15 protein-coding genes, 1 tRNA gene and 1 pseudogene are annotated in these 18,970 nt (G+C 39.4%); 7 read left to right on the top strand and 10 right to left on the bottom strand.

Going from position 1 to position 18,970, the window contains the following annotated elements:
• The first annotated feature begins 145 nt into the window (after positions 1 to 145).
• Positions 146 to 1,249: an aspartate-semialdehyde dehydrogenase gene (asd, locus tag IPMB12_RS02600; RefSeq protein ID WP_166914672.1), complete on the top strand. Its 1,104-nt coding sequence runs from the start codon at positions 146 to 148 to the stop codon at positions 1,247 to 1,249.
• 66 nt (positions 1,250 to 1,315) lie between these two features.
• Here asd and IPMB12_RS02605 read toward each other — a convergent pair whose 3' ends face one another.
• The 3 genes from IPMB12_RS02605 to nagB form a co-directional block, all read right to left on the bottom strand.
• Entirely contained in the window at positions 1,316 to 2,545 is a 1,230-nt protein-coding gene (locus IPMB12_RS02605; protein ID WP_166914674.1) for an ROK family protein, read from the bottom strand.
• 51 nt (positions 2,546 to 2,596) lie between these two features.
• Complete coding sequence (nagA, locus tag IPMB12_RS02610; protein ID WP_166914676.1) at positions 2,597 to 3,739, bottom strand: N-acetylglucosamine-6-phosphate deacetylase; 1,143 nt, start codon at positions 3,737 to 3,739, stop codon at positions 2,597 to 2,599.
• A gap of 64 nt (positions 3,740 to 3,803) precedes the next feature.
• Positions 3,804 to 4,610: a glucosamine-6-phosphate deaminase gene (gene nagB / locus IPMB12_RS02615; protein WP_166914678.1), complete on the bottom strand. Its 807-nt coding sequence runs from the start codon at positions 4,608 to 4,610 to the stop codon at positions 3,804 to 3,806.
• Between the two features lie 217 nt (positions 4,611 to 4,827).
• Here nagB and nagE point away from each other — a divergent pair.
• Positions 4,828 to 6,282: pseudogene (gene nagE / locus IPMB12_RS02620) on the top strand (N-acetylglucosamine-specific PTS transporter subunit IIBC); the annotation flags it as partial.
• A gap of 968 nt (positions 6,283 to 7,250) precedes the next feature.
• Here nagE and IPMB12_RS02625 read toward each other — a convergent pair.
• Positions 7,251 to 7,327 (bottom strand) — tRNA-Met (locus IPMB12_RS02625).
• Positions 7,328 to 7,591: 264 nt separating this feature from the next.
• Between IPMB12_RS02625 and sltY the strand changes: the two genes are divergently transcribed.
• Positions 7,592 to 9,553, top strand: coding sequence for a murein transglycosylase (gene sltY / locus IPMB12_RS02630; RefSeq protein ID WP_166914682.1), 1,962 nt, complete (start codon positions 7,592 to 7,594; stop codon positions 9,551 to 9,553).
• A 17-nt stretch (positions 9,554 to 9,570) separates the two neighbouring features.
• Positions 9,571 to 9,879 (top strand): trp operon repressor, encoded by a 309-nt coding sequence (gene trpR, locus IPMB12_RS02635; RefSeq protein ID WP_166914685.1) that lies wholly within the window; start codon positions 9,571 to 9,573, stop codon positions 9,877 to 9,879.
• Between the two features lie 3 nt (positions 9,880 to 9,882).
• On the opposite strand, the gene robA is transcribed toward trpR, so the two are convergent.
• The 3 genes from robA to IPMB12_RS02650 form a co-directional block, all read right to left on the bottom strand.
• A complete protein-coding gene (gene robA, locus IPMB12_RS02640; protein WP_166914687.1) occupies positions 9,883 to 10,809 on the bottom strand; it encodes an MDR efflux pump AcrAB transcriptional activator RobA in 927 nt (308 codons plus the stop codon).
• Positions 10,810 to 10,899: 90 nt separating this feature from the next.
• Positions 10,900 to 11,481, bottom strand: a complete 582-nt coding sequence (gene nfuA / locus IPMB12_RS02645) for a Fe-S biogenesis protein NfuA (protein ID WP_323811315.1) — start codon at positions 11,479 to 11,481, stop codon at positions 10,900 to 10,902.
• 62 nt (positions 11,482 to 11,543) lie between these two features.
• Positions 11,544 to 12,224 carry a phosphoribosyltransferase family protein gene (locus IPMB12_RS02650; RefSeq protein WP_166914689.1) on the bottom strand — a complete coding sequence of 227 codons (681 nt, stop codon included), beginning with the start codon at positions 12,222 to 12,224 and terminating at the stop codon, positions 11,544 to 11,546.
• A 197-nt stretch (positions 12,225 to 12,421) separates the two neighbouring features.
• Here IPMB12_RS02650 and IPMB12_RS02655 point away from each other — a divergent pair, with 197 nt between their 5' ends.
• A complete protein-coding gene (locus tag IPMB12_RS02655) occupies positions 12,422 to 12,988 on the top strand; it encodes a peptidylprolyl isomerase (protein WP_166914691.1) in 567 nt (188 codons plus the stop codon).
• Positions 12,989 to 13,048: 60 nt separating this feature from the next.
• Here IPMB12_RS02655 and pepB read toward each other — a convergent pair whose 3' ends face one another.
• Positions 13,049 to 14,317: an aminopeptidase PepB gene (gene pepB, locus IPMB12_RS02660; protein WP_166917667.1), complete on the bottom strand. Its 1,269-nt coding sequence runs from the start codon at positions 14,315 to 14,317 to the stop codon at positions 13,049 to 13,051.
• Between the two features lie 142 nt (positions 14,318 to 14,459).
• On the opposite strand from pepB, the gene IPMB12_RS02665 reads away from it, so the two are divergent.
• Complete coding sequence (locus tag IPMB12_RS02665) at positions 14,460 to 15,236, top strand: tyrosine-protein phosphatase (RefSeq protein ID WP_166914693.1); 777 nt, start codon at positions 14,460 to 14,462, stop codon at positions 15,234 to 15,236.
• A gap of 22 nt (positions 15,237 to 15,258) precedes the next feature.
• On the opposite strand, the gene IPMB12_RS02670 is transcribed toward IPMB12_RS02665, so the two are convergent.
• Together IPMB12_RS02670 and IPMB12_RS02675 are read right to left on the bottom strand one after the other, a co-directional pair.
• Positions 15,259 to 15,903: a 4'-phosphopantetheinyl transferase family protein gene (locus IPMB12_RS02670; protein ID WP_166914695.1), complete on the bottom strand. Its 645-nt coding sequence runs from the start codon at positions 15,901 to 15,903 to the stop codon at positions 15,259 to 15,261.
• 107 nt (positions 15,904 to 16,010) lie between these two features.
• Positions 16,011 to 17,198: a lactonase family protein gene (locus IPMB12_RS02675; RefSeq protein ID WP_208293532.1), complete on the bottom strand. Its 1,188-nt coding sequence runs from the start codon at positions 17,196 to 17,198 to the stop codon at positions 16,011 to 16,013.
• 212 nt (positions 17,199 to 17,410) lie between these two features.
• Between IPMB12_RS02675 and tilS the strand changes: the two genes are divergently transcribed.
• The gene (gene tilS, locus IPMB12_RS02680; protein ID WP_166914697.1) at positions 17,411 to 18,724 is read left to right on the top strand and encodes a tRNA lysidine(34) synthetase TilS; all 1,314 of its coding nucleotides are present in this window, start codon (positions 17,411 to 17,413) and stop codon (positions 18,722 to 18,724) included.
• Positions 18,725 to 18,970 lie beyond the last annotated feature (246 nt).

Raw genomic sequence — 18,970 nt, forward strand, 5'->3', positions numbered from 1 at the left:
TGACAGTTAATTCCAATCAATTTCCTAAAAAATTTATAAACAAGACTTATCAAGCATGTAATCTATAAATAATTTGTTATCGCCCTTGTATTATCAGCGTATTTTGTTTTAATAGACGAATTAGTCAGCAAAATGGAAAAATAGCATGAAAAATGTTGGATTTATTGGTTGGCGTGGCATGGTGGGTTCAGTCCTTATGCAACGTATGGTTGAAGAGCGTGATTTTGATTTAATTAATCCGGTTTTCTTTTCCACTTCGCAAACTGGTCAGGCAGGTCCATCTTTTAATGGTAAGACCAGCATTCTGCAAGATGCAAATAATCTCGAAGCATTAAAAGCGCTGGATATTATTATTACCTGTCAGGGTGGAGACTACACCAGTGATGTTTATCCAAAACTTCGTGCGGCCGGCTGGCAGGGCTATTGGATCGATGCTGCGTCAACACTGCGTATGAAAGATGATGCCATTATCATTCTTGACCCGGTCAATAAAGCACATATCCACGCGGGTATTGATAAAGGAATTAAAACCTTTGTTGGTGGTAACTGTACAGTTAGCTTAATGCTGATGTCACTTGGTGGGCTTTTTGCGAGTAACCTTGTGGAATGGGTCTCTGTCGCGACTTATCAGGCTGCTTCTGGTGGTGGTGCTCGTCATATGCGCGAATTACTCACTCAAATGGGTATTTTGCACGATAAAGTTGCGACTGAGCTTAGTAATCCGGCTGCTTCTATTTTAGATATTGAACGTAAAGTGACTCAGGCTATGCGTGATGGTTCACTGCCAACCGATAACTTTGGCGTGCCACTGGCTGGCAGTTTGATTCCGTGGATCGATAAGCAACTTGATAATGGACAAAGCCGTGAAGAGTGGAAAGGTCAGGCTGAGACTAATAAAATTTTAGGTAACAGTTCAATTATCCCTGTAGATGGTTTATGTGTCAGAATCGGTGCGCTGCGTTGCCACAGTCAGGCGTTTACTATCAAACTGAAAAAAGACATTTCCATTCCGGAAATTGAACAATTATTAGTGTCTCATAATGAATGGGCTAAAGTGATTCCAAATGATCGTGAAATCAGTATGAAAGAACTGACTCCGGCAGCAGTAACTGGGACTCTTTCCACTCCGGTTGGACGTCTGCGTAAGTTAAATATGGGCTCTGATTATTTGTCTGCATTTAACGTTGGTGACCAGCTACTTTGGGGTGCAGCTGAGCCTCTGCGTCGTATGCTTAGAATTCTGTTGTAGTTATGATTTTAGAGTATAAAAAAAGCCATCATTTGATGGCTTTTTTGTCGATTGTCAGTTAGTCAATTACTCTTTCTCTTCCGATAAGAGTGTCATCAACAGAGAACCATTAAACATCGCTTGCTGTACAAGGGCAAAAGCACCAATTGCACTGGTATCATCTAAAACGGAACGGCCAATTTTCAGATTGTCTCTAAACGTTTTTAAGGCTTGAGAATTAAGTACACTGTTTAAGATTGGAAACAAAACTTTTTCTGCAACAGTAATCTCACCTGCGATCACGATCTTTTGTGGATTAAATAAATTCACCAAAATAGCAATCGCTCGTCCCAGATTATGACCCGCCTGCTGAATTAAATGAACAGCAAGTTCATCGCCTTCATTTGCTAACCGACTAATTTCTTTAATGTTACAATTTTCAAGAGTTAGTTTTGATGGGTAGTTCTGTTCCAGCAGTTGTCTTGCTCGTTGCTCGATTGCTTTATTAACGACGGTGTTTTCCAGACAACCAAAATTACCACAGTGACAGCGATCACCAAGTAGCTCAACCTGAATATGTCCGACTTCACCAGTACTTTGGTTATGATTTTGGAAGAGTTGCTGGTTAATCACGACACCAGAACCCACACCACGATGAACACGAATTAAAATCGAGTCATCCACATCTTGCGTTGAACCAAAATAGTTTTCAGCCAGTGCTAAACTCTGTACATCATTACCAATAAAAGCAGGTACGCCAAATTTAACACTTAGCACATCAACGAGTGGCCAGTTATCTACTTTGACATGAGGAGTATATCTGACAACTCCACTTTCTGAATCGATGAGTCCTGGCATAACGACAGATATCGCGACCAGTTTTTTAATTTTCTTACTATTTTCCTGTAGGAAAAGCTCAATAACAGAAAGTAAATAATTTTCAGCCAGACGCTGAGTAAAATCATTAAGAGGATAATATTCACTGGCAAGCAGTTCTCCACCTAAATCATATAACCCAATGGTGATACGTGAACGACTAAACTGAATCGCAATTGCCTGAAATGGTGCTGTTCTGGCAACGATAGAGACCGCCGGGCGACCACCTGTAGATTGTTGAACGTCGATCTCTTTAATGAGTTTATGCTTAAGAAGCTGGCGCGTAATTTTAGTAATACTCGCAGGAGCAAGATGACTGACTTCCGCTAGTTGAATTCGAGAAATTGGACTTTGTTGTACAATTAAACGATAAATCATGGCGTAGTTGAGCTGTTTAACCAGCTCAGCATTTCCCACAAGATTAAGATAATTAAATGCCATTATTAACCTATTATTATAATTATTATCAATAAATTAAACGGAATGGGCATCCTACCCATTCAACCGACCATTGACAATGGTTTTTAAGATAGTGAAATCCTGATCAAAAACCACCAGATTAGCAATTTTTCCTTCTTGTATTGAACCGAGTGTATCATCAACACCAATTGCTCTGGCTGGATATAATGTCGCCATGCGCAGGACTTCGTCTAATGCTAAGCCTACGTGCTTAACACTATTTTCAACTGCTTTGATCATAGTCAAACCAGAGCCACCTAATGTACCATTTTCATCAGTACATTTACCATCTTTATAATAAATTGTTTTGCCAGCAAATGTTGCCTGTGTCATGTTAGTCCCAACCGGTAAAATCGCGTCAGTAACCAGCACTAATTTATCTTGTTTAATGCGATGACTGTTACGGATATTAGCCCAGTCGACATGGAATCCATCAGCAATAATTCCGGCATAAACTTCTGGTGCATCATAAATAGCGCCAACGATACCCGGTTCTCTGCCTGAAATGGCAGGCATTGCATTAAACAGGTGAGTCGCTAAACGAATTCCGGCATTAAATCCACGACGACAATCAGCATATGTCCCATTAGTATGGCCGACAGAGACATGAATACCCGCAGCTGAAAGCTGTTTGATAATTGCTTTATCCACTTTTTCAGGTGCTAACGTGATCACTTTTACCACGTCGGCGTTTTGACAGATAAAATCGATCATTTCATGGCTTGGGGAACGAATAAACTTCTCATTGTGAATGCCTTTCTTTTCAAGGCTGATATAGGGACCTTCAATATGTAAGCCAATAGCCTGATTACTATGCGTTTTTAAGTATTCACGCATGGTCTCAATCGCTTTACGGATGAATTCATCCGTTGACGTAATCAGTGTTGGTAAATAACTGGTACAACCTGTTCTTAGGTTGGTTTCTTGCATAATTTCAAGCGTTTCAATGCTTAACGAGTCAAGGGTTTCATTAAACTGTACGCCACCACAGCCGTTTAATTGGATATCTAAAAACCCAGGGGCTAAAATCGCACCTTTTAAGTCTTCAACGTCCATATTTCGTGGCATTTCACTCTTTGGACAAACCTGAACAATTTTATCGCCATCGATGATGACAACATGTTTATCTAAGATTTCAAATCCGGTATAGATTCGGCAATTTGTTAATGCATACATAATGATAATCCTTCTAAAGCTGTGAAAAGCATTGATGCAGAATATCTCTGCATCAATGCTTTGATTATAGAACTTTAACTTTTAAGTTATCAGCTTCAAGTTGTTGGAAATATTTCAGGGTCTTTACTTTGAGTTCAGATGTGCTTGGCTCATCACAAACAATAATTGATTTACGATGTTGCTGTAGTGCGGTCACTGTCCATAAATGGTTAACAGAGCCTTCGACAGCCATTTGTAACGCTAATGCTTTATTATGACCAGAAACGAGTAATAGCACTTCTTCTGCATCCATCAATGTACCAACACCAACGGTTAGCGCATATTTAGGTACTTTATTCACGTCATTATTAAAGAAACGGGAATTGGCAATACGTGTATCCATCGTTAATGTTTTAATACGGGTACGAGAAGCGAGGGAAGAGCCTGGTTCGTTAAAAGCGATATGACCATCCTGACCTACGCCACCAACAAAGAGTTTTACGCCGCCATATGACAGCATTTTCTCTTCATACTTTTTACACTCTTCATCAATATCTTTAGCATTACCATCTAAGATATGAATATTCTTTTTATTGATATCAATATGGTTGAAAAAGTTGTTATACATGAACGAATGATAACTTTCTGGATGATCTTTTGGTAAACCGACGTATTCGTCCATATTAAATGTGACAACATGCTTAAAACTGACTTTGCCAGCTTTATGTAATTTAATCAGTTGCCCATACATCATCAGTGGCGAGCTACCGGTTGGTAGGCCTAAAACAAATGGACGTTTAGCTGTTGGTTTAAATGCATTGATTTGAGCAACAATATAATTAGCAGCCCATGCGCCAACTTGTTGTGCAGATGTAACAGGGATCAATCTCATGGAATACTCCTTAAATTTATATTCTTTTTTTATACTATGAAATATGTAAGTATAAATTAGCACTTTTAAAGCGATAAAGCCACAATAAATAGTGACCATTATCACAAATTACAGATAATTAATTTGCATTGCAAAATATTATTGAGTTGAATAAGACTGATGGTAGTAAACTTTATATACCTATTCTATGGAGAATGGAATAGCTAAGGAGATAGAAATGGGAATTTTAGCGTATTTACAAAGGATTGGACGCTCGTTAATGGTACCTGTAGCAGTGTTACCAGCAGCAGCTATTTTACTTGGTGTGGGATATTGGATTGACCCAAATGGTTGGGGTGAAAACAGTATAGTTGCCGCTTTCCTGATTAAATCAGGAGCAGCGATTATTGATAACATGGCCATTCTTTTTGCTATTGGTGTGGCATATGGAATGTCCAAGGATAAAGATGGTGCTGCGGCGCTTAGTGGTTTAGTCGGGTTTTTGGTTGTTACCACATTACTTTCTCCGGGATCTGTTTCATTACTTACTCATGAAACAGCCCCGGCAGCCTTTAATAAAATTAATAATCAGTTTGTCGGAATCATCATCGGGGTTATTTCGGCGGAGCTGTATAACAGATTCAGTCATATTGAGCTGCATAAGGCCTTGTCTTTCTTTAGTGGACGTCGTTTAGTACCGATTATTGTGTCGTTCGTGATGCTGTTTATCTCGTTCATTTTACTTTATGTATGGCCAGTTATTTATAATGCGCTGGTAGTATTTGGCGAATATATTAAAGATTTAGGTCCTATAGGTGCTGGTATTTATGGCTTCTTTAACCGCTTACTTATTCCTGTTGGTTTACACCACGCACTAAACTCAGTGTTTTGGTTTGATGTGGCAGGGATTAATGATATTCCTAACTTCCTGGGTGGTCAAAAATCAATTCAGGACGGTCTGGCAACAGTTGGTATCACCGGAATGTATCAGGCTGGATTCTTCCCGATTATGATGTTTGGTTTACCGGGCGCAGCGCTGGCTATGTACCATACCGCTAAGAAAGGGAATAAAGATAAAACTGCTTCTATTATGCTTGCGGCATCTTTTGCTGCCTTTTTTACAGGTATCACAGAACCTCTTGAATTTGCCTTTATGTTTGTAGCGCCGGTACTTTATGTCATCCATGCTATTTTAACGGGTATCTCTTTATTTATTGCCGCCAGTATGCACTGGATTGCCGGATTTGGCTTTAGTGCTGGTTTTGTCGACTTAGCTTTATCAACACGTAACCCTCTGGCTGTTGACTGGTATATGTTAATTGTACAAGGTCTGGTGTTCTCTGTTATTTACTATGTCGTTTTCCGTTTTATGATTGTGAAGTTTAACCTCAAAACACCGGGCAGAGAAGATACAGTAGCTGTAAATGACGCCGCGGAACAAAAAGTCACACCAAAGATTACAGATAATGTTGTGCTGGCAAAACAATATATCGATATTGTAGGTGGTAAATCTAATTTAACCAATATCGATGCCTGTATTACAAGATTACGCCTTGGTGTTAAGGATGCGGATCAGGTTGACCCGGAAGCAGCAAAAGCACTGGGTGCGATGGCTGTAATTAAACTTAGCAAACAAAGTGTGCAAATTGTGGTTGGCACACAGGCTGAGAAAATTGCTAATGAAATGAAGAATCAGGTTCAATAGCAATTATGTGTTGCGCGACATAGTAGTGCAACTGAAGATTGGTGCTGATGTTAGCATGGTGATTAGGCGGGGAGTACTCCCCGCTGGCATTTTATCAGCACGGTGTTTGGATGGGGAGCACACCCCACTGGTGTGTTTTTAATCATTTACTGGTTCTGTGGGTTTGATGGCCTACCGTACACCATAGGCGCCCGCTCGTCAGGCTCTCTAAGGCCTATGGAATACGCTCTCCATCAAATTCAACTTCTGCTGATATAAAGACCAGACAGAACAACCGTACAGTGCAATAGGCACCAAGGAATTACATCACTATTCTAAGACCTGCAAAGTGCGGCAGAGACATATAATCTAACAACCCTGATATATTCACCAACTAAAAACTTTAATAAAATCAAATAGTTATTATTTTATAAGTATTTGATTTTATTGTGTTTTTATTTTAACTTTTCTGTTTCTATTCAAAATTTAAAAGATCACTTATTAATCTTTTGACCTTTTCTTTTATCAGTGAAGTTTATTGGATGCATACTGAGCTTAGTGGTGCTATGAAGTAAGCGTTACATGGCTTGCATGTTCAGCGCATCGAAATAGTACCGCTAAGCTCACACCCGGGCTAATTACATCACGGCTCTAAGATCTACAAGCACGACAGTGTCGCCACACATACTATCTAGTGGCTTCACTATTCTAAGATCGATAAAGCGCAATGGTGTCGTGCAACACATACAATCGAATGGTTTCACCGTTCTAAGATCTATAAAGTGTGACTGTGTCGCGCAAAACATACAATCTAATGATTCCACCATTCGAAGATCTACCAATCGCGACGATGCCGTGCAACCCTAAACAGTAAACAAAGCGGAACTATAGCTTTAAATAAAAACTTTAATTAAATCAAATGGTTGAATTTGTGTGAATATTGGTAAAACTTAGGAGAAATAGAAACAAAAGGAAATTGGTTGCGGGGGCAGGATTTGAACCTACGACCTTCGGGTTATGAGCCCGACGAGCTACCAAGCTGCTCCACCCCGCGTTAGGAGGAGGACATCATATAGGAAAACCTTGAGTTTGCAAACAAATAATCTAAATTATTTCATCTTTTCATTAGATTGCTTATAAATCACTCGAATCAGGTTTATTTTCTCTCTCTAATCGTTATCACTTATTGGTATAATCTATTGTCAGCCTTGTCAGTACTGGACATAATGTGCGGTAATTTGTAATTAATACTTATAAAATAGTACACACATGATAAAGTATATAGGTTGTAAAAGAGTTTAACTAAGGATGGTACCCTGTGTTTGGAGCATTATTAAAAGCAACTGGTGTAGTTGGGCTGGTTGCCAGTTTGTGTTCGTACAGTTATGCGAGCACTTCACTACATGATTTAAGAGAGCGTTATCGTACATGGAATACGACACACGCTAAACTCGAGCCGGCAGAACAACGCAAACTCCTCGATTCCTTGAAAGAGTATTCTTTGTACCCTTATGCCCAGTATCAGTATTTGTCAGCCAATATTAAAACTGTGACTCCTGCTGAAGCACAATCTTTTATTAAAACCTATAGTGATATGCCCCTCTCTTTAGATTTACAGCGTTTGTATATAAAAGAGCTAACGGCTCGTGCAGACTGGAAAACACTATCTACATTTCCTGTAGATAGTTCAATTGATTCTCAGTGTCGGGTTATCTATGCCAAAGTGCAGCTGGATCCAAAAACGAAAGCGTTAGAACAAATGAAAGATTTGTGGCTTCTGGGGAAAGACTTACCTTCTGTTTGTGATGACGCCCTAAAAGCATGGGATGATGCCGGATTAAAAACACCAAATTTAATTTTACTACGGACCGACAAGGCGCTTTCCAGTGGTAATGTTAAACTTGCCAGATACCTTGCAAAGCAATTACCTGATAGCTATAAAACTACTCGTGGAGCATTACTAAACGTCATTGATCATCCGGAAAAGTTAGCTGATTTTTCTCGTGCAATTAAACCAAGTAATTTTACCCGTGACATTACAATGGCATCTTTTTTACGATATGCCCGAATCAATGCCGATAAGGCTTTGGCTTTATTACCAACCTTGGTTAAACAACAAAGTTTAACGACAGAGCAGGAACAATCGCTGACTGAATATATTGCCGGCCGATACTTTGGTACTGATGCAACACCAGCACAGGTTAAATGGCGTGATAACGTTATTTCTGACAGCAAAAATGTCTCTTTAATTGAGCGCCGTATTCGACTGGCTCTGCTTGGTGGAGAGAAAGAAGAATTAGCCAAATGGTTAAATGTACTGCCAACATCAGCCAAACAAAAAGATGAATGGCAATACTGGCAGGCGCAGTTGCTTTATCGGGAGAGTAAAACTAGCGAAGGTGATACTATTTTGAAAAAACTCGCTCAGGGTAGAGGCTTTTACCCTATGTTGAGCGCTGAACATTTAGGCATTAAATATAATTTTGATTTTAATTATTCCGTTACTGATAGTACATCTCCTCAGGTTGAGCAGACACTACTTAAAGACCGCTACAGTAAAGAACCTGCGATTCAGCGTATCAAAGAGTTACGTTATTGGGGGAACTATAAAGAAACTGGACGCGAATGGCGTTTCTTCCTGAATAAAGATCCCAATGAAAAACGGATGGCAGAGCTGGCGCGCTATGCTTATAGTGAAGGCTGGGGAGCGCACAGCGTGCAAGCTACGATTGCCGGAAAACTCTGGAATAACTGGGTTGAACGTTTCCCGGTGGTTTATTCTGACATCTTTAAAGATGCGATGAAAAATCATGACATTTCATTATCCTATGCGATGGCAATTTCTCGTCAGGAGAGTGCGTTAGAAGCGAATGTACAATCACCGGCTGGTGCCAGAGGACTTATGCAACTCATGCCAGGCACGGCAAAGGATACAGCTCGTAAACTGACGGATATTAATTATCAATCAGCGGAGCAACTTTTTGAGCCATTGGTTAACATTCGTCTGGGAACACAATTTTTAGAGCAGGTCTATCAACAATTTGATAAAAACCGTGTTTTAGCTTCTGCGGCCTATAATGCCGGCCCAACACGAGTGAAGCGCTGGCTGGATGAAAGTCAGGGGAAACTGGATGTTGCAGCATTTATTGAAAGTATTCCTTTTACTGAAACGCGAAATTATGTCAAAAGTGTGCTAGTGTATGACTACATTTATCAACTCATTATGAATAATAAAGCATCGGGTATTCTGACTGAAAGTGAATTCACCCGACTATACTAAAGATAAAGGGATCTGCTATGCAACAAAGCGACTGGCAAGATACAGTTGAGCTATTAAAAAAAGCCTTTCAAGATGATATGCATTTTGATCTTTTAAGGTTATTACTGACACTTGATGAACGTGATGCACTGGTCACACGAGTTAAAATTGTTAAATATTTATTGGAAGGTGCAATTAATCAGCGTGAGCTTAAAGAGCGATTAGGGATTGGAATTGCAACGGTGACGCGTGGTTCTAATAGTCTGAAAGAAGCACCGCCGGAACTAAAAAGCTGGTTACAGGAAAATTTATTAACTCATTCTAAAGATGAAAAAAATCGTAGTTAGAAGCTACGATTTTTTTGGCTGTAATTCTTCCAGTTCATGTTGAGTGATAACCGGAATATAGTAATCACATTCAATGACTTTTGGTGGCTCTTTTTGTAGATCTTTTATCTGATATTGATAACGATTGTAATGCACTTCGATATCACTGCCATTGCGTCGTTTTATTCTTAGTGCAGGTAAGGCTGCCAGATAAATCTGACTAATAAAATTTGAGAAGTCTTCCGGTCTTCCATTAAATCTAAAACAGACATACAGACCTTCCGAATGATGGTATTCAGTAATGTTCTCTAGATCTTTCTTTTCATCTAACGCGATGGTGTAGATAATTTCTTGTTCATCCAGACTATCTTTATTTTGTTGCGGGCAACTAAATGCATATAGCTTAGCAGGTAATTCGAAATTAACCTTTTCATATTTATCCAGATAATTTTTAAAAAACTCACGACGAAGAAGTAATTTCTCTCTTAATAAATCATTTAGACTGCAGGTATTTTTATAGGCAACACCCCAGAAAGTCTTATCTGGTAGAGTAACAAATTGAGGCTCTGGTAACATTAATGGTGTTTTATTCAGGTCAATTGGTGGCGTAAGTCCACTTGGATCCCAGAATTCAGCACGACGGTAACTTGCCGGCGTTAATTTGAACTGCTTTTTAAATGAGCGAGTAAATGTTTGCTGCGAATCAAAACGATATTGCATAGCAATATCTAAAATGGGTTTACTCGTCAAATGCAATGCTAAGGCAGCATGAGTCAAACGTCTATGGCGGATATAAGTCCCCAAAATTTGACCTGTTACTTCCTTAAACATGCGTTGTAAGTGCCATTTAGAGTAACCGGATTTTTTTGCTACATTATCGATAGATAGCGGTTGCTCAAGGCTTTTCTCAATCCATTTTATTAGATCAGAAATAATATTCTGTTGATTCATAACTCTCATACCATCTTAAAAGCTAAACATACCACTTTCATGATATACACGGGTAAGCAGTATAATCTAAAACAGATGAAAAGGCATCAATTAATAGTAAGAGTGCTCGCCTCGTTGGTGCTCTGTAAAGTCCTTAACACCAGCAATTTCAGGGAATTCTTTCATCAACTCTTTTTCAATACCTTCCTTGAGAGTTACGTCGATCATTGAGCAGCCATTACACCCGCCACCAAACTGTAACACAACGTAGTTATCATCAGTGATTTCCATTAAAGTAGCATAACCACCATGCCCTGCCAGTTGAGGATTAATTGTGGATTGTAGGATATATTGGATTTTATCAATCAGTGGTGCGTCATCGGCGACTTTACGCATTTTAGCATTAGGTGATTTTAAGGTTAACTGTGAACCTAGTTCATCAGTTACAAAGTCAATAAATGCTTCTTCTAAAAATGGTGCACTAATCTCATCGATATAGGCTGAAAAGTCATCAAATTTTTGTTCGATATCTTTTTCTTCAATACTATCAGGCGGACAATAAGATACGCCACATTCAGCCGATGGTGTACCCGGATTGATAACAAACACGCGGATTTGTGTACCTTCGGGTTGATTAGCTAAAAGTTTTTTGAAATGCGCCTGTGCAGGCTCTGTAATAGTAATAATAGACATTATTGCTCACCGATAAATAGTTGAGTGTATTTGTCAATTATTATAGGGACTGTTATGGCATTCTACAAGGTACGGCATAAACAAATTATCTGTATTGAACCCGCGCCTTGTTGTTTCAAAATATAACTGATTTCATTGATAGTACTGCCTGTTGTCACAATATCATCCACTAACATAATGTGTTTACCAGCCAAATTCTGATTGCAATGAAAGGCCGAACGAAGGTTTGAACGCCGGGCTCGTGCGTTTAGCATTTTTTGTTCTAAAGCAGGTTTAATTCTGGTTAATAAATCATCAGAATATGCACAATTGAGCCAATGCGCTAATGGTTTTGCCAGCAGCTCTGTTTGATTAAACCCCCTTTTCAGGTAACGAGTTCTGTGCAAAGGAACGGGTAAGATCAGTTCTGGTTTTATTAAAGCTCTCTGGCGTCTCTCTTTAAGCCATGACAGTAGTAATAATCTTGCCAGAGGTCTGGCCAGTTGATATTGCTGATAAAATTTTAACCGGGCAATGAGACTCTTCAATGGTTCACAATAGTCAGAAACCGCGATCAGTGTTTGCCATTTAGGTTTAAGAATCCGGCAATGGTAACAAGGTGCTTTTGGGCCTGGAACAGGAAGTCCGCAGCGCAAACAACAGACAGGTAAAGTTGTCATATGTTTAATACACTGGCTACAAATACCGTGGGGACTCAGTGTTAAAGGCAACTTACAAAGTAAACATAAGGTATTACGCCACATTAAATACTCTTACCTTGGCTAAAAAACGATTATCGTAATTATGATAAGGGGCAAAAATAAGTAAAAAAGAATAAGTAAATCTGTGAGGTAAAAAGCATAACTTTATATTCGCACAACAATTTTTCAGTAGTGAAAATTTTCAATCAATGCTAAAGTTTAGTCATAGTAATTTTACATGTCATTGAAAAGGTATTGTTATGTTTAAAAAATTCGTATTACTTGTTGTGGCTGCAACGTTATCTGTAGTATCAATGTCTTCATTTGCAGATACTAAAGTTCGTCTGGAAACGACTATGGGTGATATCGTGGTTGAGCTGGATAGTGAACATGCGCCAATTACAACCAAGAACTTTTTAGATTATGTTAATCGTGGCTTTTATGATGGTTTAACATTCCACCGCGTTATCCCTAATTTTATGATTCAGGGCGGTGGTGCTGATGATCAACTTGAGTTTGTACAAACAAGCCCAGCGATTAAAAATGAAGCGAACAATGGTTTACTTAATGAACGCGGTACAATCGCAATGGCAAGAACTAATGTTGTGGATAGTGCAACTAGCCAATTTTTTATTAATGTCGTCGATAATAAATTCTTAAACTACCAGTCTCCACAAAACTATGGCTATGCTGTGTTTGGTAAAGTAATTGAAGGAATGGATGTGGTAGATAAAATTGTTGCAGTAAAAACGCAGCGAGTTGGTGGTCACCAAAACGTTCCTGTTGAGCCTATTTATATTACTAAAGCAGAAGTGATTGCAGAATAGACATTAATCATTACTAATAAAAAAGGCATCTTATGATGCCTTTTTTATTATCTCAAATATCTATTTAGAGAGTAGTAAATTTGCAATTGTTCGCACCCCAATGCCTGTTGCACCAGTTGCCCAGAGATCGACTGCACTTTTTCGATAAGTCGCAGAACAGTCAATATGCAGCCAGTTTTTTTGATAATTTTTCAAAAAGTATGACAGGAAAGCTGCGGCAGTACTTGCGCCGGCAGTATTGGCAGAACCACTGTTATTGAGATCAGCAAAAGGTGATGGGATTTGTGAACGGTGGAATTCTGCCAGTGGTAAACGCCAGAATGGTTCATTCTCTTCTGCTGCACTGGTAAATAGTTTACCAGCCAGTTGATCATCAAACGTGAGTAAAGAATGGTAATCATTACCTACCGCAATTTTAGCTGCACCAGTTAGTGTAGCACAATCAAGAATCCAACCCGGATTGTCATGTTCAGCATCAATTAAACCATCAGCAAGCACTAAGCGGCCTTCTGCATCAGTATTTGTTACTTCAACAGTTTTACCATTCCGGTAATGAATGATATCGCCTAAGCGGAATGCATCCCCGCTGACCATATTATCAGCACAGCAGATAAAGAGTTTGACTCGTTTTTTCAGGCCTCGGGTTATTGCCAGAGCTAGCGAGCCGGCAACAGTTGCTGCACCACCCATATCAGATTTCATCGATTCCATAAAACTGGTTGGTTTTAAACTATAACCACCTGAATCGAAGGTGATCCCTTTACCAACCAGACTGGCGAAAATAGGTGCCTTAGGATCCTGGGTTGGATTATAGTCAAGAACGAGTAAGGCAGGAGCATGACTTGAACCACGTCCAACAGTATAAATACCCATGTAGTTTTTATCTTTAAGCTCTTCACCTTTGATAATTTTGTATTCAAAACTGTCAGTAACCGAAGCGATTAAGCTAACACAGCGCTGTGCCAGCGTTACAGGTCCCAGCTCTTCTGCTGGCATATTAATCGTGTCACGTACCCAGTCAATGATAAGCAGGCGGTCAGTTAACTCTTTTTGATGTTTTTTAGAGAGCTCCGGCCAGGTGATAACATTATTGCGCTTTGGACTACGAAATCCTTGCCAGAAGTGCCAGGTAGTCTCCAGATCCCAACCTTTACCGATAAGTGTTACACTTTTAATACCCTGAGAATCCAGTTTACGACCTGCACGCTGGGCAGATTGCAATTTATTGTCTACCTGATAATGGATTTGCATTCCGTCGTCTTTAGCACTGAGTAAGGCGTTTTTGCCCCATTGTAGTGAAGCAGGGCGATTGGTTAAGGATATTGGCATAGCAGTCATGGTTGTCTTCCTAAGCAGTTAACTGATATTGATAAGAGCAAATTTTGTTACTGGCCATCTGACCATAAAATGTTAGCATATCATTAATTGTAGGTTAAAATCTCTTATTGTTGTGATTAAGAAAGGATAGGTTATGGCGATTGTACCCATTAAAAATGGCATTAATTTTCGGGATCTAGGTGGAATTAAAGCACAAGATGGTCGTAAAGTTAAATCAGGTTTGTTGTTTCGTTCTGGCGCTTTAAGCCAGCTGAGTGAAAATGAAACACAATTTTTAGGCGATAAGTTCCCGGCTGCTGCGATTTTAGATTACCGTGATCAGTCAGAAATCGACATGCGTCCGGATGTGTTATGGCAAAGTGCCCGTTATTATCATTTTCCTGCTAATCCTGTTTTGACTGATGTTAGTGCAGACTTAGAAAAAGAGCTTAACAATAATATTAAAGGCACAGATCTGAAGAAAAGTTACCCTAGCGATTTTATGGTGAAACTTTACCGTTTACTACCATTTAATAATCCAGCTTATACTCAGTTAGTCAGCCTGTTAAAAACAGATGATCATTCAGCAGTCATTCAACATTGTGCTGTAGGTAAAGACAGAACAGGTGTCGGTGTGGCACTGACTCTTTTTGCATTAGGTGCGGATGAAGTGACTGTGATGGATGATTATCTTTATACTGAAAAAGCACTGGCAGAATTTAGAGAAAAGCTGTTGAAAGAGTTTGCAACTCAGCTGACAGAAGAAGAGTTGGAAAGCCACCGTAATCTTTTTGCAGCTAAAGAAGAATATCTGGATGCTGCTCTGGTCACCATCAAAAATAAATACCAAACGATTGACCGCTGGTTGGAACATGAGTATGGTTTGAATCAATCAGCCAGAGAAAAGCTACAAACTAAATACCTTGATTAAAAACTGATTATAAATCAAAGGGTTAAATTTTAATAAATTGAATATTATCAATGATCTGGCTACAGCTTACAGCTAAGTGAGTGGTGTCAAGTCGTTGATAATGGCAATAAGCTGAAGTAATAAAGGGTGCGGTAGCTTTTTGTTTCTCAATGTCTATCTCAACGTCCTTCATCTGCCAGACACCTTTAGCATAAAGTTTCAGTGCTGCTTCATGCAGAGTCCAGAGTTGCCAAAAGGCGGATAGCTTTTCTGGTTGTGATATTAGCCACCGATTTTCCTGCTCTGAAAAGAAAGATGTTGCCACTTTAACCAGATTCTTACGTTCCCGATGGAACTCGATATCCAGCCCAACTTGCCCTTTAGTTGCGATCGCCACAGCAACATGATTATCGCTATGACTGATATTAAAATCAGGTAGTGTTGTATCAATAAAAGCCGGGCGACTGTTATCGCTAATCATAATAGAAGGTAATTGAGGCTGACCAAAATATTGATGTAACAGCTCGGCTAATATTACCCGACAGGCTAAAAACTGCTTTTTTCTGTTTTCAGAAAAACTCTGAGTCTGAGCGATTACTTCAGGAGATAAACGCGGGTGGCTTAGGAGCTCTGTTAAAGAGTAATTATTTAGACTCGCAAGCTGTATAAATAGGGTATTGGATTGCATCTTTATCACCAAAATCATTATTGGCGATAGTTTACCACTTTGTCATAAAAATGGCTTTAGTCTTTATGAAAAAGGCGCCGATTGGCGCCTTGGAATACTCAAATATATTATTTGGCAAAGATCATTTGTGATGGTGCCGGCACTGCTACGTAGTTTTCTACAAAGGTTAATTTACCTGTTTGTGCATCAACAGAAAAACGTACCATATTGTCACTACGCTGATTCATCGCATAGATAAATTTACCATCTGGTGAGAAGGTGATGGTACGAGTGTAATCACCACGTGTCCAGACGTTATCCACTAAAGAAAACTCACCATTTTTATCAATTGCAAACTGGGAAATACTGTTATGTAAACGGTTAACTGTGTACAGAGAAGTCCCTGTTTCATTGATAATGATGCCCGAAGCATAGCTGGTTCCTTCATACCCGACTGGCAGGATAGAAATACTTTGTTTTTCAGTTAATGTGCCTTTGTCTTTATCAAAATTATAAGACGTTAGAATCGACGCTTCCTCGTTGATGAGATACATCATATTGGCTTTTGGATGGAAGACAAAATGACGCGGTCCAGCGCCTTCAGATGATGCCATAATAAAAGCTGGTGTATTAGGCGTTAGCTCACCGGTTTCAGTATTAAATTTCCATTGATAGATACGATCAAGGCCTAAATCAGTCGAAAACACAAATTTACCTGAAGGATCACTGCTAATCATATGAGCATGTGGGCCATCATGATCACTCAGAGCAAAACTACCCGGAGCTGCAGCTTTAGGGTAACTTAGGCCTGGTTCACCGGTACTTTGTTTAACAGATACTGCTTTTTCCAGACTACCATCTTTATTGATTGGATAAACAGCAATTGAACCACTGATATAGTTGGCAATCAGTAAGAATTTACCGGAAGGATGAATAGATAAATAAACCGGACCAGCACCTTCTGAATTAACCTGATTAAGCTCAGTCAGAGTACCATTTTGGGCAACGCTATAAGCCACGATAGCACCGTTGGTTGTTCCCTGATAATTATTGATTTCACTGGCAACATAAATCACGCTTTGATCAGCATTATAAACGAGTTGTGCACCATTAGTGATAGTGGCTGCCAGCGTCGGTTTATTCATTGCTCCGGTCTGACTATCGATTTGAGTGAGGTAAACGCCTTCTCCTTTTGGTGCATAGGTGCCAATATAAGCATTAAGCATTTCTGCCTGAGTAGGGAGGCTAAGCATGAGTAATGCTCCTGTAGAGATGAAAAGCGACTTCTTTTGAACCATTTTTAGTAAATGCTGCATAGTCTTTCTCCAAATAAAAATAGCTTAATAATTGGTTAAATCAATGTTGCATAATCACTATAGCACTGACTTAATGTGATGAATATCTCAAGAAGTGTAAAAATTTTATTCACATATAAAGGCGTAAAGAATATATAAGGTGAATGAAACGGTTAGAGCAAAAGATTATTTCCGTTATAATAAGCGAAATTTCTAACCAATAAACGAAGACTATGCAGCAGACAGAGCCATTAACTAAGTCCGTTATTCAACGCCTAGAGCAAGCTGTACAAGACTATTCAGCCATTTTAGTCGCTTATAGTGGCGGTGTTGATTCTTCTGTTTTGTTACATGGCTTAGTTCTGCTACGTAATACTAAAAGGCCTGATCTTAAACTGAGAGCAATTTATATCCATCATGGTTTAAGCCAGCAGGCAGATAACTGGGCAAGACATTGTGAACAGACTTGTCAGCAGTCTGGTGTTGAGTGTCTGATTCGTTATGTTAATCTCGAACCTTCTGGGAATATTGAATCTCAGGCCAGAGAGGCTCGTTATGAATCTATTGAACAAGTGCTTTTACCTCAGGAAGTGCTTTGTACTGCTCAGCATCTTGATGATCAATGTGAGACATTTTTACTGGCGTTAAAACGAGGTAGCGGCCCGACAGGTCTGTCATCTATGCCGGTAGTTACCTCATTTGGGCAAACGCAGCTTCTTCGGCCATTGCTCTCTTTTTCCCGTCAGCAAATTGAACAGTATGCGCAGGAAAACGCATTAAGCTGGGTTGAAGATGAGAGTAATCAGGATGATAAATATGATCGTAACTTCCTGCGTTTAAGAGTATTACCAGTTCTTCAGCAGCGCTGGCCACAATTTACACAAATGGTGAGTCGCAGTGCACAGCTCTGCGCTGAACAGCAGCAGTTATTGGATGAGTTATTATCAGAGCATCTGTCTACATTAACGGGTGAGCAGGGATGTCTACTGATAGAACCACTTTTAAATGATTCAGAAGCTAAACGTAATGCATTATTACGTCTTTGGTTTAAATTCCATAATGTGCCGATGCCTTCCCGTCAGCAGCTAACGATTATCTGGCAGGAAGTGGCACTGGCCAGAGAAGATGCAACACCACAATTTATTCTTGATAACCATCAAATCAGACGTTATCAGCAATGTCTTTACTTATTACCCGCGATGCGACCAATTGAGAACATCCGGATTAGCTGGGACCTTAAAACGCCGATTAATTTACCCGATAATTTAGGTGTGCTGACTGCAATTTTAGAGCAACATATGGGTCAGCTACGTCAGCCAACAGAGCAGGAAACTGTGTCTATTCGCTTTCAGGCACAAGGTAAGTTTGCTATTGTCGGTAGAACAGGTTCCCGTTCTCTGAAGAAAATCTGGCAGGAGTATCAAATCGCTCCATGGCTGCGTCAAAGAACACCGTTAATCTACTATAACGATACCCTGATTTGTGCTGTTGGTGTTTTTGTGACACTGGAGGGCCAGGGGACTGAATTATCTATTTCTTACCAATAAAACTTGGTTATATTCAAAAATTTGTGATCAATAAGTCAATATTTAACTTTTCTTTTGAAAATTGTTGAGAATATCTCTTTCTGAGGTATAAAATTGAGTCCTTAAAGATAGTTAGATGTATTTTGAGGAAAACCATCAAAGCATCTTAGCTCTTTTCTGAATGACACGAATGCAAGTAAAACTAAAATGAATAAATTTTGCAGTTCAATCAGCTTAAGATATCTAATAGTTTCATTCTTTTTATCT

Source organism: Zophobihabitans entericus, assembly GCF_011745665.1.
Taxonomy (GTDB): domain Bacteria; phylum Pseudomonadota; class Gammaproteobacteria; order Enterobacterales; family Orbaceae; genus Zophobihabitans; species Zophobihabitans entericus.

Coding starts and splice junctions, on each gene's coding strand:
- asd (WP_166914672.1), top strand. CDS start 146: ATGAAAAATGTTGGATTTATTGGTTGGCGTGGCATGGTGGGTTCAGTC.
- IPMB12_RS02605 (WP_166914674.1), bottom strand. CDS start 2,545: ATGGCATTTAATTATCTTAATCTTGTGGGAAATGCTGAGCTGGTTAAA.
- nagA (WP_166914676.1), bottom strand. CDS start 3,739: ATGTATGCATTAACAAATTGCCGAATCTATACCGGATTTGAAATCTTA.
- nagB (WP_166914678.1), bottom strand. CDS start 4,610: ATGAGATTGATCCCTGTTACATCTGCACAACAAGTTGGCGCATGGGCT.
- trpR (WP_166914685.1), top strand. CDS start 9,571: ATGCAACAAAGCGACTGGCAAGATACAGTTGAGCTATTAAAAAAAGCC.
- robA (WP_166914687.1), bottom strand. CDS start 10,809: ATGAATCAACAGAATATTATTTCTGATCTAATAAAATGGATTGAGAAA.
- nfuA (WP_323811315.1), bottom strand. CDS start 11,481: ATGTCTATTATTACTATTACAGAGCCTGCACAGGCGCATTTCAAAAAA.
- IPMB12_RS02650 (WP_166914689.1), bottom strand. CDS start 12,224: ATGTGGCGTAATACCTTATGTTTACTTTGTAAGTTGCCTTTAACACTG.
- IPMB12_RS02655 (WP_166914691.1), top strand. CDS start 12,422: ATGTTTAAAAAATTCGTATTACTTGTTGTGGCTGCAACGTTATCTGTA.
- pepB (WP_166917667.1), bottom strand. CDS start 14,317: ATGCCAATATCCTTAACCAATCGCCCTGCTTCACTACAATGGGGCAAA.
- IPMB12_RS02665 (WP_166914693.1), top strand. CDS start 14,460: ATGGCGATTGTACCCATTAAAAATGGCATTAATTTTCGGGATCTAGGT.
- IPMB12_RS02670 (WP_166914695.1), bottom strand. CDS start 15,903: ATGCAATCCAATACCCTATTTATACAGCTTGCGAGTCTAAATAATTAC.
- IPMB12_RS02675 (WP_208293532.1), bottom strand. CDS start 17,198: ATGCAGCATTTACTAAAAATGGTTCAAAAGAAGTCGCTTTTCATCTCT.
- tilS (WP_166914697.1), top strand. CDS start 17,411: ATGCAGCAGACAGAGCCATTAACTAAGTCCGTTATTCAACGCCTAGAG.